Source organism: Methylobacter sp. BlB1 (assembly GCF_015476545.1).
Classification (GTDB): Bacteria; Pseudomonadota; Gammaproteobacteria; order Methylococcales; family Methylomonadaceae; genus Methylobacter.
In genome coordinates, this window is the sequence record NZ_JADMKV010000010.1 from 62,663 (window position 1) to 79,344 (window position 16,682).

Below are 16,682 nucleotides of genomic sequence, written 5' to 3' on the forward strand. Positions count from 1 at the left end.
ATAAACCCTTCTATTTTGAATATAAAAAACGCATTGTAACTCCATTTAACGCAATGGTGCCTTATTGTGCTTAAATTCTTTAAGACAAGTGCGCACTTTCGCAGCCAGCCTGCGACTGACTGCCAATCTCTCGTCAGTGCCTTGACATTTGACCAGCAATTGCCCGTCCTGTTTTTTCTCCAGCTCTTCAATATGCAGCAAGGAAACCAACGCATTACGGTGTATGCGGATAAACAATCCGCTGAACTCGTCTTCGAGCGTTTTCAACGATTCGTCGAGCAAATAAGCTTTCTGTAGCGTTTTAATGATGACGTATTTTTGATCGGCCTGAAAAAACACAATGTCTTTAACCGGAATCAGGTGCAAATCAGCCTGCACCTGCACGCAGAGATGGGATCGTACCGGCCGCTCGGGCAACCATTGCATCAAACGGTCCCATTTTGCACGATTGAACACCTGCGCTTTTTGGAGCGCATTCAGCAAGCGCTCCTTGCGTATCGGCTTTAACAAATAATCGACCGCATTCGCGTCAAAAGCCTGCAAGGCATGCTCATCATAAGCGGTCGTGAAAATAATGGCCGGCGGCGATTGCGTCCTTGCCAGCTCCCGCGCCACGTCCAGCCCGTCCATGTCCGGCATTCTGATATCCAGCAGCAAAATATCCGCCCCTGTCTGCTGCCATTTTTGCAGCGCTACACGGCCGTTTTCGGCCTCCGCAACGATCTGAATATCCTCATTCAGTTCATTGAGCAGACTTTTCAACCGCAACCTGGCCAGTTTTTCATCATCGGCGATTAAAACTTTCATGATGTGGCCTGATAAGGAATCATTATATCCACGTGATAATTACCTTCTTTTATATACCGGTCGAGACGGCCGTTGCCCTCGAAACAGCCTGCTATCCTGGCTGCCAGATTGGCCATCGCAACCTGGTTGCCTTTGCGCTGGCGATGGCTTCCCTCAGGCGGCAGCGTGTTGCTCACCGACAGCACAATTCCGCCGATGCTTCTGGTGCCCTTGATAACGATTTCACCGCCATTCGGATCGGGCTCCACACCATGATAAATCGCGTTCTCAACCAGCGGCTGCAGGCTCAGCGGCGGCAACAGGGCGTCTTGGGGCACATCGTCAATATCCCAGCTGACTTTCAGGCGCTCGTCCAGCCGATGAAACTCGATCGCCAGATACAGATTCACCAGCTTGATTTCCTCGTCCAGCCGCACCAAACGGGCATGGTCGACCAGCATGCTGGCGCGAATCAGCTCTGCAAGATCCTCCACCAGTTCCTCGGCCAATTTGGGATCGATCCGGGTCAAACTGGCAATGGTGTTCAAACTGTTGAACAGGAAATGCGGCCTCATCCTTGACTGCAGCGCATCCAGACTGGCGGTAGCCTGTGCTTCGACCTGTTGCCGCCATTGATGCAGGACAAACAGATAGCGCAGGATCGCCAATGACATCAGACTGCTAATGCCTAGCGTGCGCCAGTAAAACCCGGCCTTTTGCACCGGCTCTACCAAAGGCAATAAAAGGCCCGCATTCGGCAACGCCTCCACGACCAGCCAGCAAACCAGGACGCTGATCAGCTGAATAATGCCAAATGCCGCCAATCCCGCGATGAAATCGTTGCCGCGCGCCAGCTTTTTCCTTAATAGGCACAAACAGGCCGCGCTCATCAAGGCAATCCACAGCGCGAGCAACGATCGGATGCCGAATTCGGATAAAAACCCCAATGCCGATGTATCGGCTGCCAATGTCAGTAAAAACGCCAGCAACTCGGCCAGGAAAAACACGGCCAGCAGCATCCTGACTGAGCAAAAATCCGGCAAAAAAATCTTCTCTGCTTTTAAATTCATAACCCACAGTTTAGTTGTATAATTCGGGATTTTCCGTTAATCGCATTAAAAAATCGCCATGACCACAGTTAATTCCGACAAACTTTCCAGTGCCCGCTTTGCCGAAGCGACCGATGCCTTTGTTGAGGTATTCACCGCTTCGGTGGATTTTGACAAGCGCATGGCGGAGCAGGACATTCAAGGCTCCATCGCGCATGCGACCATGCTCTGCAAAATCGGCATCCTGACTGAGCAGGAACGCGACGACATCATCGGCGGCCTGACCCAAATCGGGCAGGAAATCAGGGACGGCAAGTTTACCTGGTCGATCAAGCAGGAAGATGTGCACATGAACATCGAAGCGCGGCTGACCGACCTGATCGGCATCGCCGGCAAAAAACTGCATACGGGCCGCTCGCGCAACGACCAGGTGGCGACCGATATCCGCCTGTATCTGCGCAGCGAAATCAACAGCATCAGCGGCCAACTCAAACGCCTGCAGACAGCCATCCTCGATCTGGCCGAACAAGAAGCCGACACGATCATGCCCGGCTTCACGCACCTGCAGGTTGCCCAGCCGGTCACGTTCGGCCACCACCTGATGGCCTGGTTTGAAATGCTGAGCCGCGACTACGAAAGGCTGCAGGACTGCAAGAAACGCCTCAACATTATGCCCCTGGGCGCTGCCGCCTTGGCCGGCACCAGTTACCCGATCGACCGGCAGATGACGTCCGACCTGCTCGGCTTCAGCCGTCCGTCGGCCAACTCGCTCGATTCGGTCAGCGACCGCGATTTCGCCATCGAATTCACGGCCGCCGGCAGCCTGATCATGATGCATTTGTCGCGTTTTTCCGAAGAAATGATCCTGTGGTCCAGCGCGCAGTTCAACTTCATCGATATTCCCGATGCATTCTGCACCGGCTCGTCGATCATGCCGCAAAAGAAAAACCCGGACGTGCCCGAACTGGTGCGAGGCAAATCCGGCCGTGTCACCGGCCATCTGATGTCGCTGCTAATGCTGATGAAGAGCCAGCCGCTGGCTTACAACAAGGACAACCAGGAAGACAAGGAACCGCTGTTTGATACGGTCGATACCTTGATCAACTGCCTGCGCGCCTTTGCCGACATGGTGCCGCATATCATTGCCAAACGGCAGAATATGTACGATTCAGCCAAACGCGGCTTTGCCACGGCCACGGACCTGGCCGATTACCTGGTCCGCAAAGGCATGGCTTTCCGCGATGCACACGAAGTGGTAGGGCAAGCCGTACGCCTGGGCCTTAACAGCAACCGCGATCTGTCTGAGCTTTCACTGGCGGAACTGCAGCAGTTTTCAACGGCGATTGCAGACGATGTGTTTGAGGTGCTGACGCTGGAAGGCTCGGTCGCGGCCCGCAAGCATATCGGCGGCACAGCGCCTGAAACGGTCAAACAAGCTATTCAGACCGCGCGGCAAAGCATGCTGGCGGCGCAATAACGTCTGTCTCAAGGTGCAAAGTCCTTATACGCTTTGCACCTTAGTATCAGTCTCAATACAGGGCTGATTTAGACCTGTTTCATCTCTCACTAACAGTGAATTTCACTGAATGCTTGCCATCATCGGTATTGATCAGCCAATTTCCGCATTTCATGCTGATAGCCTGGAACAATTTCACCCCATTCATTATCTGAATTAAAAACAAATCATGGGAGCCAGATTAAGGGTGGGGGCGAGAAATAACTTCCCTGAATTTTGACGGGCAACAGATGTGGGGGCGAATACCCGCAAGGAGCACAAGTACCCTAAAGGGCATAAATAAATTCGCCCCTACATAAGTGCTGATTTCATCGGCAAATCAGAAAGCTATTTTTTAACCGAACCCTAAATGGCTGATTTTATTGTTATAGTAATCATAAACAAGAATACCAGACATCTTATGCCGCCCCCTAAAACCGGCATCAATGGACTAAGCGCCTAGGCTTTTGGTATAGTCGCTGAAACTACGGGGCTTCGGCATATCCGTTTCAATTAGCTTTTCAAACTATCTATATGGAGAAATTCTATGCCAATTAAAGTCGCAATCAATGGTTATGGTCGTATCGGCCGGAATGTCGTACGCGCCTTATATGAATCAGGCCGTACCAATGAAATTCAGATTGTTGCAATCAATGATCTGGGCGACAGCGAAACCAACGCGCACCTGACTCAATACGACTCGGTGCATGGAAAATTTCCATTTGAAGTCAGCGTCGATGGCGACTATATCGTCATCAACGGCGACAAAATCAGAGTATTCTCGGAACGGGATCCGTCAAAACTGCCGTGGGGCGATCTGGGCATCGATGTCGTACACGAATGCACCGGCTTGTTCACCAGCAAAGCCAAAGCCTCGGCCCATATCAATGCCGGCGCCAAAAAAGTCATTATTTCAGCGCCCGGCGGCAATGACGTCGACGCCACGGTCGTTTACGGCGTCAACCATAATGTGCTGAAAGCATCGGATACTGTCATTTCCAACGCTTCCTGCACCACCAACTGCTTGGCACCGCTGGTCAAGCCTTTGCATGATGCGTTAGGCATCCAAAGCGGCTTGATGACCACAATCCATTCCTATACCAATGACCAGGTTCTGACCGACGTTTATCACAGCGACCTGCGCCGCGCCCGCTCTGCCACGCAATCGATGATTCCTACCAAAACCGGCGCCGCCGCGGCCGTAGGATTGGTTCTGCCTGAACTGGCCGGCAAACTGGACGGCTTCGCCATGCGCGTGCCGACCATTAACGTATCGGTAGTGGACCTGACTTTCCAGGCATCCAGAAACACCAGCAGAGAAGAAATCGACGACATTTTGAAAGCTGCTGCGGCCGGTCCTTTGAAAGGCATTCTGGAAATCAACACCAAACCATTAGTGTCGATCGATTTCAACCACAACCCGGCTTCCTCGATTTATGAAGTCCCCTCAACCAAGGTCATGAACGGCAACTTTGTCAAAGTTCTGTCCTGGTACGACAACGAATGGGGCTTCTCAAACCGCATGCTGGATACTTCCATTGCTTTATTCAATGCAAAATAAACAAATGCTGAGACGAACCAAGATTTTAGCCACACTGGGGCCTGCAACCGATCAACCCGGCGTTCTGGAGGGCTTGTTCCATGCCGGTGTCGATGTCGTGCGCCTGAACTTCTCGCACGGCTCGGCTCAGGATCATATCAACCGGGCCAATGCCGTACGCGAACTCAGCCAGAGAACCGGCAGGCTCGTAGGCATTCTGGCTGATCTTCAGGGCCCGAAAATCCGCATCGCCCGCTTTAAAAACCGCAGCGTATTCCTGAATGAAGGCCAGAATTTCGCGCTGGACATCAATCTGGATGAAAATGAGGGCGATCATGCCCAGGTCGGCATTACTTATGAACCGCTGGCCCGGGAAGTCAAGCCTGGCAGCCGGCTACTGCTCGATGACGGGCGTATTGTGCTGGATGTGGTCAACGTCGAAAACATGCGCGTCAACTGCACCGTGGTCGTCGGTGGCGTGCTGTCCAACAACAAAGGCATCAACCTGCAGGGCGGCGGGCTTTCGGCGGCGGCCTTGACGGACAAGGACAAGGAAGACATCAAAACGATTGCCGAGATAGGTGCCGACTATGTCGCCATCTCGTTCCCGCGCTCGGCCGATGACCTGCACGAAGCTCGCCGCTTGTTGCGCGAAGCCGGCAGCGAAGCCGGCATCGTGGCCAAGGTCGAACGCGCCGAAGCGCTGAAGGGAGTCGATGCCATCATTCTGGCTTCCGATGCCATCATGGTGGCCCGCGGCGATCTCGGCGTCGAAATAGGCGATGCCAACCTGCCCGCCGTACAAAAACACATGATCAAGCGCACGCGTGAACTGAACCGCGTCGCGATTACGGCTACCCAGATGATGGAGTCGATGATAGAAAATCCGATTCCGACACGCGCCGAAGTCTTTGATGTGGCCAACGCCGTTTATGACGGCACCGATGCGATCATGCTGTCGGCCGAAACCGCCTCCGGAAAATATCCGGTCAAAGCCGTCGAGGCGATGCATCGCATCTGCATAGAGGCGGAGAAACAGCCCGTCGTCCGTGTCTCCGATCACCGGGTCAATATCCAGTTTGAGCGCGTCGATGAAGCGATCGCCATGTCCGCCATGTATATGGCCAATCATACCAAGATCTCTGGCATCGCCGCCTTGACAGAATCCGGCTCTACGGCATTGTGGATGTCCAGGATCAGCTCGGGCATTCCTATTTTCGCCTTCAGCGGCTACCAGAAAACCCTGGGCCGGGTAACGCTGTACCGTGGGGTTTTTCCGGTTTATTTCACGCATGAAGCGCAGGATCATGCCGAGGTAAACCGCAAAATCGTCGATCAATTGAGAAAATACCTGAACGTCAAGGATGGCGACAAGTTCATCATTACCAAAGGCGATCTGACCGGCGTGCAAGGTGGCACCAACGCCTTGAAAGTGGTTACGGTCGGACAAGGCCTGGTCCCGTAAGACAACTTTGTGCCCGGAAAGTCCGGGCACAAATACGGCCTTAAGGAAGCCTTACAAAGCGGAACTTTTCCTGGCGCACGAAATTTTCAAAGGCCGTGCCGACGGCCGATAGCCGCTTGCCTTCGCGGCGCACCATGTACCAGGTTCTGACCAGCGGAAAGAACTGCACGTCCAGAATGATCAACCGCCCTGCCCTGACTTCGCTGTCAATCGTATGCTGAGACACAACGCCCAGCCCCAGCCCTTCCTCTACGCCGAGCTTGATGGCGCCGTTATTGTTCAGCTCCATATTGGCCGAAATCTTCATGCCATTTTCGGCAAAGAACCGCTCCGTTGAGGTTCTGGTGCCGGAACCTTGTTCGCGCATCAGAAAAGTCTCGTTTCTCAACTCGGCCAGCGAAATGCCTTTTTTATCTTTTAAATGGTGATTAGGCGGCGCAATCACGACCAGCGGATTTTCCAGCAAAGGCTCGGACACCAGATCCAGTCCTTCCGGCGGCTTGCCCATCAGCACGATATCCGTCTCATTATTTTCCAGCAGCTGAATCAGGCCCTTGTGGTTGGTCACCTTCAGATTGACATTGACTTTAGGATACTGCTTGCAGAAACCGGCCAATAGGCGGATCGCAAAATACTGTACCGTACTGGCGACCGAAACCAGCAAGCGGCCGCCTTCCGAGCCCTTGATTTCATCCAGAATCAGATCGGCCTCGGACATCTTGGCAATGATATCCTTGCTCAGGCGATACATCTCCTCGCCGGCTTCAGTCAAATAGATCTTGCGCCCCAGTCGCTCGAACAAAGCCAAGCCCGCCGCATCTTCGAACTGTTTGATTTGCATCGATACCGCCGGCTGCGTCAGGAAAAGTTCCTCCGCCGCGCGCGTGAAGCTCAAGTGCCGAGCCACCATTTCAAACACTTTCAGTTGCCTAAGCGTTACGTTCACAAACTACTCCTAAACCTTATGCATTTAGCCGAATTTTCTCGCTTTTCATTATAATACCCCAGCTTTAACCCTTAATGGTCTTAATCTCCGTATTTTTTCTGAGGAAATCCCCATTCGTAACTGCAGAATCATTTGTAAGCCGGGCAATATTTTGTTTATATACATTGCAGAATCGTGAGCGTAAACGGCTCCATCATCCTCACGCATCCGCGTAGGAACACAATAACAATCCAAACCAGGATCAAGATATGTCACAGAAAATCTTAGACGCAGTGAAACCCGGCGTTGTGACCGGCGCCGATGTCCAGAAAATCTTCGCGATTGCCAAGGAAAACAACTTCGCGCTGCCGGCCGTCAACGTCATCAGCACCGATTCGATCAATGCGGTGCTGGAAGCAGCGGCACAGGCCAAATCAGCCGTCATCATCCAATTCTCGAACGGCGGCGCCCAGTTCGTGGCCGGCAAGGGCCTCAAGCTGGAAGGCCAGCAATCCCACATTCTGGGCGCGATTTCCGGCGCCCAACATGTGCATACGGTCGCCGAATACTACGGCGTGCCGGTCATTCTGCATACCGACCATGCCGCCAAGAAACTGCTGCCGTGGATCGACGGTCTGCTCGATGCCGGCGAAAAGCATTTTGCCGCAACCGGCAAGCCGCTGTTCAGCTCCCACATGCTGGACCTGTCCGAAGAAAGTCTGAAAGAAAACATCGAAATCAGCGCCCGCTACCTGACCCGCATGGCCAAGATGGGCATGACGCTCGAAATCGAGCTGGGCTGCACCGGCGGCGAGGAAGACGGTGTCGACAATACCGACATGGATCATTCGGCGCTGTACACGCAGCCTGAAGATGTGGCCTATGCCTATGAAGAGCTGATCAAAATCAGTCCGAATTTTACCATCGCAGCCTCGTTCGGCAACGTGCACGGCGTTTACAAACCCGGCAACGTCAAGCTGACGCCGAAGATTCTGGATAATTCGCAAAAATACGTCTCGGAAAAATTCGGCGTGCCGCACAACACCTTGAACTTCGTGTTCCATGGCGGTTCAGGCTCATCCGCTGAAGAAATCAAGGAATCGATCAGCTATGGCGTGGTCAAGATGAACATCGATACGGATACGCAGTGGGCTTACTGGAGCGGCGTCCGGGAATTCTACCGCAGCAATGAGGGTTATCTGCAAGGCCAGATCGGTAATCCAGACGGCGACGACAAGCCCAACAAGAAATACTACGACCCGCGCGTCTGGATCCGCGCTGCCCAGCTCAGCATGGTGGCGCGCCTGCAGCAGGCCTTCCAGGAATTAAACTCTATCAATTCTCTATAATGTTTAAACCGTAGGAGCGACTCGATTGGGCCGCTCCTACGGAAGCCTGCAACATCGTAGGGTACGCACTGCGTACCTTTTTAAATTCGTACGAACGGGCAGATTTTGGAAGGTATGCGTTGCATACCCTACAAAGCCTCCAGCTTGGCATAAGCCAGCATCAGCCATTTGATGCCGACCGCTCTGAAATTGATCTGCACGCGCTCATGCGCGCCCTCGCCTTCCATTTGCAGCACCACGCCTTCGCCAAATTTTTCATGGCTGACGCGCTGCCCCAGCTTGTATTTGCCTTCCACGATCGGCGCCGATGCCTTGGGCTGAGCCGCTGCCGTTACCGGACGGCTGACATTGGCGCGCATTCTGACTTCCTGAATGAACTCGGGCGGAATCTCGCGCAGGAAACGCGATGGTCTCGGGTACGATTCACGACCGTATAGCCGCCGTGATTCGGCATAAGTCAGATAAAGCTGCTTCATGGCCCGCGTCATGCCCACATAGCACAGCCGGCGTTCCTCTTCCAGGCGGCCGGCATCGTCGACCGATTGCAGAGATGGAAACAGCCCTTCCTCCATGCCGACCAGGAACACCAGCTTGAACTCCAGTCCCTTGGCCGAATGCAGGGTCATCAGCTGCACGCAGTCCTCAAAATCATCAGCCTGCATTTCGCCGGCTTCCAGCGCCGCATGCGCCAGGAACATATCCAGCTCGCCGAGGTTTTCCTCATTGCCGGCATCGAAATCGAACAGGCGCGCCGCGTTGACCAGCTCCTCGAGGTTTTCGACCTTTTCTTCGCCTTTATCAGCCTTATCGTTCTGATACAGCGTGATCAAGCCGCTTTTTTCAATCACCAGCTTGACCTTCTCAAACAGCTCCAGGCCCTCGCCCTGCGCCGCCATCTGTTCGATCAACTGCATGAATCCGGCCAGGGCATTGGCCGCACGCGCGGACAACCGTCCCGGCCTGAGCATTTCCTCGGCCGCGGCCCACAAGGAAATACGCTGATTGCGCGCGAGACTGCGAAGGTCATCCAGCGTTTTAGGACCTATGCCGCGCGTTGGCGTGTTGATGACGCGTTCGAACGATGCATCGTCATGCCGGTTTGAGGTCAGGCGCAGATAGGCCAGCGCGTTCTTGATTTCGGCCCGGTCGAAGAACCGCAAGCCGCCATAGACGCGGTACGGCGTGCCGGTCGCCATCAAGCGCTCCTCAAACTGGCGGGATTGGGCGTTGGAGCGGTAAAGGATGGCTACATCACTGCGCGCACCGCCCTCATTGATCCAGGCCCTGATGCGCTCGACGACGAAATAAGCCTCGTCCTGCTCATTGAAGGCCGCATACAGCGAAATCAGGTCGCCGTCGCCGGTATCGGTCCACAGTTCCTTGCCCATACGGCCGTCGTTATTGGCGATGACCTTATTGGCCGCTTTCAGGATATGGCCGGTCGAGCGGTAGTTCTGTTCCAGCTTGATGACCTGATGGTTCGGATGGTGTTTCTGGAAATTGTAGATATTTTCGATCTTGGCGCCGCGCCAGCCGTAAATGGACTGGTCGTCGTCGCCGACCACGAACAGGTTGTCCTTATCCTGGGTCAACAGTCTCAGCCAGGCATACTGGATCGTGTTGGTGTCCTGAAACTCGTCGACATGCACCTGCCTGAACCGCTGCTGGTAAAACTCCAGCACGTCCTCGTTGTCGCGTAGCAGCTCATGCGCGCGCAGCAGCAGCTCGGCAAAGTCTACCAGGCCTGAGCGCTCGCAGATCTCCTCATAGGCGCGGTAGATGATCAGCATCTGGCGCTGATACAGGTCGCCGGTCTCGAGGATGTGACGCGCCCTGATGCCTTCGTCTTTCTGCGCGTTGATATACCACTGTATCTGCTTCGGCGGCCATTTCTTCTCATCGAGATTCAATGTCGCCAAAAGGCGCTTGATGAGCCTTAACTGATCGGACGAATCCATGACCTGAAACGTCTCCGGCAGTCTGGCCTGCTGCGCATGCCTTCTTAACAGCCGGTGCGCAAGCCCGTGAAAGGTCCCTATCCACATGCTGTGCGTCGATATGCCCAGCAGATCCTCGATACGGCCTCGCATCTCCCGAGCGGCTTTGTTCGTGAACGTGACGGCCAGAATGCTGTGCGGCGACAGGCCTTCGACCTGAATCTGCCAGGCGATGCGGTGCACCAGAACCCGGGTCTTGCCGCTGCCGGCGCCGGCCAGCACCAGCATGGATTGGGACGGCGCCGAAACAGCCTGGCGCTGGGCATCATTTAGAGGATCTATAATTCTGGTAATATCCATGTGTTATCGCTTGCACATTTTTTGGAGCTGTGTATATTGTTTCGGATTTCGTCAGACGGGCAAAACCATTGCCTTGTTACAAATAATTACTATCACAAAGAAGGTTTTCAAGATGAGCTTCGATTATAAACGCATGATTAAGTTTGAATATAATATTGGCGACAAGGAAAAAAACTACCGCATGGCGGCCGGCGCCGTATTACTTTTCATCTCAATTTTCACGGCCAAAATCATTTTATTGGTCCTGGGCCTGGTGCTGGTTGCCACCGGCTACTCAGGCTGGTGCCCTGTCTATTCAGGCTTTCATAGAAATACCCGCGATACCGGCAGCAACACCCCCGACGCCGCAGCCGGCTGATTTATTCGCCTGACTACAAGGACGTAGTTGCCAATGCTGGTGCTCTGATCACAACCATCAGCCATAGTTCAAAAACAAACGCAATAATCACGCCATTATGACCGCCAAATCTATCGCGGTCTATAGGGTTATCCGGTTATTTCCGGATCACAGGCTCTGCAACGGCCAGGGATATCTCTAAAACCCATCAAAAAGCCAACGCCCGCTCTATGTCCTGCTATCGTATGGACGTATTTGATGAGAGGGTAGAATCAAGTGGCTACTTTATTCCCTATTCCTGAAAATCATCCGCAACGCTTCATCCTACATAACGAAGTCCATGCCCGGGCCTCCCTGGTTCTGGATCTGCCGGTCAGGGCCAGTCATCTGGCGCTGCTATTATCCACTGCCGAGAAAATACAGGAACGCCAGCACCTGGCTATGCTATGCGAGCGTTTTGGCGTCACGCCGCCGAAACAGGACGCCGACCATTTCAGCGCGGCGTTCGACACGTTCCAGATTCGCTGGGGGCAGCACGGTGAATTCAGCACCTATACGTTTTATGTGCAGGACAGTCCCGAGGATCCGTTTTCAGAACCGGCCTTGACGAAAGTACCGGTCGACTGGCTGGCCCTGCTGCCCGGCAAAGTTATGGTGGCGGCGCATGCAGCCATCATAACCAAACCAAACGAAGAGGCCTATCAGGAACCCGACCTGCATATTGTGGCCTCATACTTTGACGGCAATCCTGTAGTCGGCTCCGAAGTCACGGGAGGTGCCGCTTTCGCGTTTACCGACTTTCGCATCCATGTGGACGGCTTCAGCCGGTTCCTGATCATCGATAACTATCTCAGAACCGAACAGGCCGGCCGCCTGCTGCAACGGCTGTTTGAAATTGAAGTGTATCGCGTGATGGCCTTATTGGCGTTTCCGATAGCGCGCCGGCTTGCGCCGGAGTTGAAGAAAGCCGACCGGCAGCTGTACACGATCACAAACGCCATGGCGCAGCCGGACAGCAATGACGCGGAACTGCTGGATGAACTGACGCACTTGGCGGCCGAAGTCGAAAACCACATATCAAGCAGCCACTTCCGGTTCGGCGCGGCCAATGCCTATTATCAGCTTGTGGAACAGCGCCTTGATGATTTGCGCGAAATCAGAATCCAGGGCATCCAGACCCTGGGCGAGTTCATAAGACGGCGCATGGAACCGGCCATCAAGACCTGCCAGTCGACCGCGAACCGCTTTACGTCAATATCGGAAAGGGTCAGCAATGCCGGGCAACTGCTGCGTACGCGCGTGGACATCATGATTGAGCGACAGAACCAGGATTTGCTGGCTTCAATGGATTTGCGCGCGAAAATGCAGTTGCGCCTGCAGGAGACGGTTGAAGGCATTTCCGTCGTCGCCATTACCTATTACAGCGCCGGCCTGGTCGGCCTCATCGCTAAAGCTGTTTATGCCGCAGGCTGGCCGATCAATCCCGAGCTTACTGTTGGTTTGTCCCTGCCGTTCATCATGGTCGCCGTTATCTTAGCTATCAGGCGCATTCATAGAATGATCAAGACCACGACTACTTAGTCTTCCTTGTGATATTCACCCTCCAGCGCGTCTTTTTCGGCAGGTCTGGCCGGCTGAAAAGGCCCGCCGGCCTGGATCAGATGATTTTCAATCACATATTGCGCTATTTTCCGGCGCAGCTGTGGGATCAGGCAGGCAAAACCCATGATATCGGTGATAAAGCCCGGCGTCAGCAATAAAGCGCCGCCAACCAGCAGTATCGGGCCTTCGATCATCTCATAGGCCGGAAGCGTGCCTTGCGCCAGACTGGCCTGAAACCGTTGCAGTGTCGCCAGGCCCTGCTGCTTTAGCAGCCAGGCCCCCAATACGGCCGTCAGCACCACAAGAAAAATGGTAGGAACAGCACCGATGATGCCGCCCACCTGCAGCAGCAGATAAATTTCTACAAATGGAACGACCACTAAAAACAGCAATGCAATTTGGAAAACTTTCATCTAAACACTCTTGAAATACGATCATTGACCTTACAATATAAGGGCAATGCCGCTTAATTTCTAGGATAATCTCGACATGCCGTCAATCAATGCGCCGTTCGCCGGTCGACGAAGGACAGCCCGTATGCACCGGCTCCTTCTGATGATAATTTCGATGGCTAAAAGCAGGGCTGACTTTATGGCGGCAAAAATCCTCTTGATAGGTTCCATGTATACAATACATACTTTAATTATTAGACCAATATCCCGACTTCAGTAGCGTCACTCGCCGATATGCCGACTTGCCATCAAATAATGCTCTGCACGTGCCCTGACAAAGACACGGCCGAAAAAATCGCCCGCCTGCTGGTAATGGACCAGCTAGCCGCTTGCGTGAACATTTTGCCCGGCATTTTGTCTGTTTATACCTGGCAGGGACAGGTTGAGTCAGCGCAGGAACATCTGCTGCTGATTAAATCGCGCAAGGATCACTATCCATCGCTGGAAAAGGCGATACGCGACAACCATCCCTATGAAATCCCCGAAATCATAGCCGTCCCTGTCGAAGCCGGTTTACCTGAATACCTGAATTGGATTGACTCATGCCTATCTTCAAGCTAATTTTTTTCTGCTTTTTATCGCTGGCCAACCTGCCCGTTCTGGCGTTGGGGAATGACGAGCTTTTGCCGCCCGAGCAGGCCTTCAAGCTATCCGGCAAGGCAACCTCTGCCGATCAGGTTGAAGTTTCGTGGCAGATCGCAGAAGGTTACTACCTGTACCGCGACAAGATGCGTTTCGAATCCAAGACCGAAGCCATCCAGGCAGCCGCGCCAACCTTGCCGGACGGCGAAACCAAGCATGACGAGTTTTTCGGCGAGATGGTCATTTATCGGCACGCCGTGAACATCCCGGTGCCCTTGACCGTATCTAACGGTGCCACATCCCTTCAGCTGCAGGTGCAATATCAGGGTTGCTCGGATAAGGGCGTTTGCTATCCGCCGCAGAAATCCATACTGGACATCGAATTGCCCACGGCAGCGCCCGCAGTTCAGGCCAATCCGATGCAGCAGTTGGTCAAGAGCAACCCCAACATCGCACAGAATTTGTTTCAGGATGAATTACTGCCGCCCGAGCAGGCCTTCCAGTTTCTGGCTTCGGTAAAAGACGCCCAGACACTGCGCGTCGATTGGCGGATCGCGGACGGCTATTACCTTTACCGCGAAAAAATCCAGCTTGAACTGATCGGCGCAGCCGGCACCCAGCTGGGCACTTATGATATCCCCAGGGGCATACCTGAATACGATGAGGCTTTCGGCCAGGTGGAAATATTCCATAACGAACTCGGCTTTGACCTGCCCTTGATCCGCTCAAACCCGTCGGCCCACGGCATTACCCTGCGGGCGAAGTTTCAAGGATGCGCAGACCGCGGCGTTTGCTATCCGCCCATGAACCAGGAAATCAGCCTTGACCTGCCCGTAGCGCTGCAAGATGCCGCCCTCGTCAAGAGCGCTCCGCCGGCCAATTATTCCGCTGCGGCGCCGGTGCTTTCCGAACAGGATCGCATCGTGCAATCGCTGCGTCGGGATACCTTGTCGATGACGCTGCTGAGCTTTTTCGGCTTCGGCCTGCTGCTGGCGTTCACGCCCTGCGTGTTCCCGATGATTCCGATACTGTCGGGCATTATCGTGGGCCACGGCAACCGCATCACGACGACGCGGGCGTTCCTGCTGTCGCTCAGTTACGTTATCGCCTCGGCCGTAACGTATACGGTATTCGGCATTCTGGCGGCGCTGTTCGGCAGCAATCTGCAAGCGGTCTTTCAGCAGCCGTGGATCATTGCTTTGTTCAGCGCCGTGTTCGTACTGTTGTCCCTGTCGATGTTCGGCTTTTACCACCTTGAACTGCCGAAATCCCTACAGGTCAAGCTGCACAACTCCAGCGAGCGGCACCGGGACGGCTCGCTTTGGGGGGCAGCCATCATGGGCGCGCTGTCGTCGCTGGTCGTGGGTCCCTGCGTGGCCGCGCCGTTAGCCGGTGCGTTGATCTATATCGGCCAGACCGGCGACGCCGTGCTGGGCGGCAGTGCCTTGTTCGTCATGGGCCTGGGCATGGGCGTTCCGCTGCTGCTGCTGGGCGCTTCGGCCGGCAAGCTGTTGCCGAAAGCCGGCGCTTGGCTGAATTCCACGAAAGCCGTATTCGGCGTGATCATGCTGGCTGTTGCGGTCTGGATGCTGGAGCGCATTTTGCCGGCGCCGGTCACCATGCTGCTCTGGGCCATGCTCCTGATCATCCCGGCCATTTATTTGAGCGCTATCGACCCATTGCCCGAACTGGCCAGCGGCTGGCGCAAGCTATGGAAGGGGGTCGGTCTGATCATGCTCTCCTATGGCGTGCTGGTTCTGATAGGTTTCAGCATCGGCAACACCAATCCACTGCAGCCATTGCACGGCCTGGGCATGAACACATTGCAAGCGGCTAACCAAGAGGGCATTGCCTTTGAACGCGTGGCCTCGGTCACGGAGCTGGAAGCCAGAATCCGGCAGGCCCAGGCCGGCAATCAACCGGTCATGCTGGATTTTTACGCCGACTGGTGCACCTCATGCAAGGAAATGGAGGCCTACACCTTCACCGATTCGAAGGTGAAACAGGCGCTGGCCAATTTTGTGCTGTTGCAGGCCGATGTCACCCAAAACTCGGAGGACGACAAGGCGCTGCTGGCGAAATTCAACCTGATAGGGCCGCCCGGCGTGCTTTTTTTCGGCGCTGACGGTCAGGAACACGCTTCACTGCGCGTCATCGGTTATCAGGATGCCGAGACTTTTCTTAAGACACTGACACGGATTAAATAATGAGACCCGTCTTTATAATCATCATTGCCGCCCTAGTTGCCTTGGGCGGCGGCATCATCGCCCGGCATTTTCTATCATTGCCCACCGTCCAGCCCAGTCAGACCGCATCGCCTGCGCCCGATTTCAGCTTTCCCGATGTGTCCGGCAAAATCCATCATAGCGCCGAGTGGCAAGGCAAGATCCAGATCATCAATTTCTGGGCGACCTGGTGCCCGCCCTGCATCGAGGAAATCCCGGAATTCATCAGGATGCAGGAACAATACGGCGATAAAGGCGTGCAGTTTATCGGCATTGCCATAGAAGAGCGCGAACCGGTCGCCGACTACCTCAAGTCGATCGCCGTCAACTATCCGATATTGATTGGCGGCATTGACGCCACCGCCCTGTCACAGCAAATGGGCAACGTCATCAGCGCGGTTCCGTTCACGGTAGTCGTCAATCGGGAAGGCCAGATTATTCACCAGCAGCCCGGGCCGTTTTCCAACGAACAGATGCTGAAAATTATTGCGCCGTTAATAAATTAAAGCGTACAGATGACGCCAACTTGCAGCTTCCGTTTTCAGAATAAAAATAACCGATCATGAAAGTAATAGCGG

At 54.3% G+C, this 16,682-nt stretch carries 14 protein-coding genes; 9 read left to right on the top strand and 5 right to left on the bottom strand.

Annotated elements, in window-relative coordinates; genetic code table 11:
* Positions 1 to 45: 45 nt before the first annotated feature.
* Complete coding sequence (locus IT781_RS06040; RefSeq protein ID WP_194969238.1) at positions 46 to 807, bottom strand: LytTR family DNA-binding domain-containing protein; 762 nt, start codon at positions 805 to 807, stop codon at positions 46 to 48.
* Positions 804 to 1,856 (bottom strand): sensor histidine kinase, encoded by a 1,053-nt coding sequence (locus tag IT781_RS06045; RefSeq protein WP_194969239.1) that lies wholly within the window; start codon positions 1,854 to 1,856, stop codon positions 804 to 806. The genes IT781_RS06040 and IT781_RS06045 overlap by 4 nt, the downstream gene beginning before the upstream one ends.
* A 58-nt stretch (positions 1,857 to 1,914) precedes the next feature.
* On the opposite strand from IT781_RS06045, the gene argH reads away from it, so the two are divergent.
* From argH to pyk, 3 genes are all read left to right on the top strand, one after another.
* Positions 1,915 to 3,312, top strand: coding sequence for an argininosuccinate lyase (argH, locus tag IT781_RS06050; RefSeq protein WP_194969240.1), 1,398 nt, complete (start codon positions 1,915 to 1,917; stop codon positions 3,310 to 3,312).
* A 565-nt stretch (positions 3,313 to 3,877) separates the two neighbouring features.
* Positions 3,878 to 4,891 carry a type I glyceraldehyde-3-phosphate dehydrogenase gene (gap, locus tag IT781_RS06055; RefSeq protein WP_194969241.1) on the top strand — a complete coding sequence of 338 codons (1,014 nt, stop codon included), beginning with the start codon at positions 3,878 to 3,880 and terminating at the stop codon, positions 4,889 to 4,891.
* Positions 4,892 to 4,895: 4 nt separating this feature from the next.
* Positions 4,896 to 6,335 (top strand): pyruvate kinase, encoded by a 1,440-nt coding sequence (pyk, locus tag IT781_RS06060; protein ID WP_194969242.1) that lies wholly within the window; start codon positions 4,896 to 4,898, stop codon positions 6,333 to 6,335.
* Between the two features lie 40 nt (positions 6,336 to 6,375).
* Here the strand turns inward: pyk and IT781_RS06065 are convergent, their stop codons facing one another.
* Complete coding sequence (locus IT781_RS06065; RefSeq protein ID WP_194969243.1) at positions 6,376 to 7,281, bottom strand: LysR family transcriptional regulator; 906 nt, start codon at positions 7,279 to 7,281, stop codon at positions 6,376 to 6,378.
* A gap of 248 nt (positions 7,282 to 7,529) precedes the next feature.
* On the opposite strand from IT781_RS06065, the gene fbaA reads away from it, so the two are divergent.
* Positions 7,530 to 8,609, top strand: coding sequence for a class II fructose-bisphosphate aldolase (fbaA, locus tag IT781_RS06070; RefSeq protein ID WP_194969244.1), 1,080 nt, complete (start codon positions 7,530 to 7,532; stop codon positions 8,607 to 8,609).
* A 128-nt stretch (positions 8,610 to 8,737) separates the two neighbouring features.
* Here the strand turns inward: fbaA and uvrD are convergent, their stop codons facing one another.
* Entirely contained in the window at positions 8,738 to 10,906 is a 2,169-nt protein-coding gene (uvrD, locus tag IT781_RS06075) for a DNA helicase II (protein ID WP_194969245.1), read from the bottom strand.
* Between the two features lie 112 nt (positions 10,907 to 11,018).
* Between uvrD and IT781_RS06080 the strand changes: the two genes are divergently transcribed.
* Together IT781_RS06080 and IT781_RS06085 are read left to right on the top strand one after the other, a co-directional pair.
* On the top strand, positions 11,019 to 11,264 hold the full coding sequence (locus tag IT781_RS06080; RefSeq protein WP_194969246.1) for a DUF2892 domain-containing protein: 246 nt from the start codon (positions 11,019 to 11,021) through the stop codon (positions 11,262 to 11,264).
* Between the two features lie 255 nt (positions 11,265 to 11,519).
* A complete protein-coding gene (locus IT781_RS06085; protein ID WP_194969247.1) occupies positions 11,520 to 12,824 on the top strand; it encodes a DUF3422 domain-containing protein in 1,305 nt (434 codons plus the stop codon).
* Here the strand turns inward: IT781_RS06085 and IT781_RS06090 are convergent.
* The gene (locus tag IT781_RS06090) at positions 12,821 to 13,258 is read right to left on the bottom strand and encodes an FxsA family protein (RefSeq protein WP_194969248.1); all 438 of its coding nucleotides are present in this window, start codon (positions 13,256 to 13,258) and stop codon (positions 12,821 to 12,823) included. The two genes, IT781_RS06085 and IT781_RS06090, sit on opposite strands and share 4 nt — an antisense overlap.
* A gap of 273 nt (positions 13,259 to 13,531) precedes the next feature.
* Between IT781_RS06090 and cutA the strand changes: the two genes are divergently transcribed.
* The 3 genes from cutA to IT781_RS06105 are packed head-to-tail and all read left to right on the top strand — an operon-like array spanning position 13,532 to position 16,610.
* Complete coding sequence (cutA, locus tag IT781_RS06095; protein WP_194969249.1) at positions 13,532 to 13,858, top strand: divalent-cation tolerance protein CutA; 327 nt, start codon at positions 13,532 to 13,534, stop codon at positions 13,856 to 13,858.
* Positions 13,840 to 16,086, top strand: a complete 2,247-nt coding sequence (locus IT781_RS06100) for a protein-disulfide reductase DsbD (protein WP_194969250.1) — start codon at positions 13,840 to 13,842, stop codon at positions 16,084 to 16,086. Before cutA ends, IT781_RS06100 begins: the two co-directional genes overlap by 19 nt.
* A complete protein-coding gene (locus IT781_RS06105; protein WP_194969251.1) occupies positions 16,086 to 16,610 on the top strand; it encodes a TlpA disulfide reductase family protein in 525 nt (174 codons plus the stop codon). Before IT781_RS06100 ends, IT781_RS06105 begins: the two co-directional genes overlap by 1 nt.
* The last annotated feature ends 72 nt before the right edge of the window (positions 16,611 to 16,682 follow it).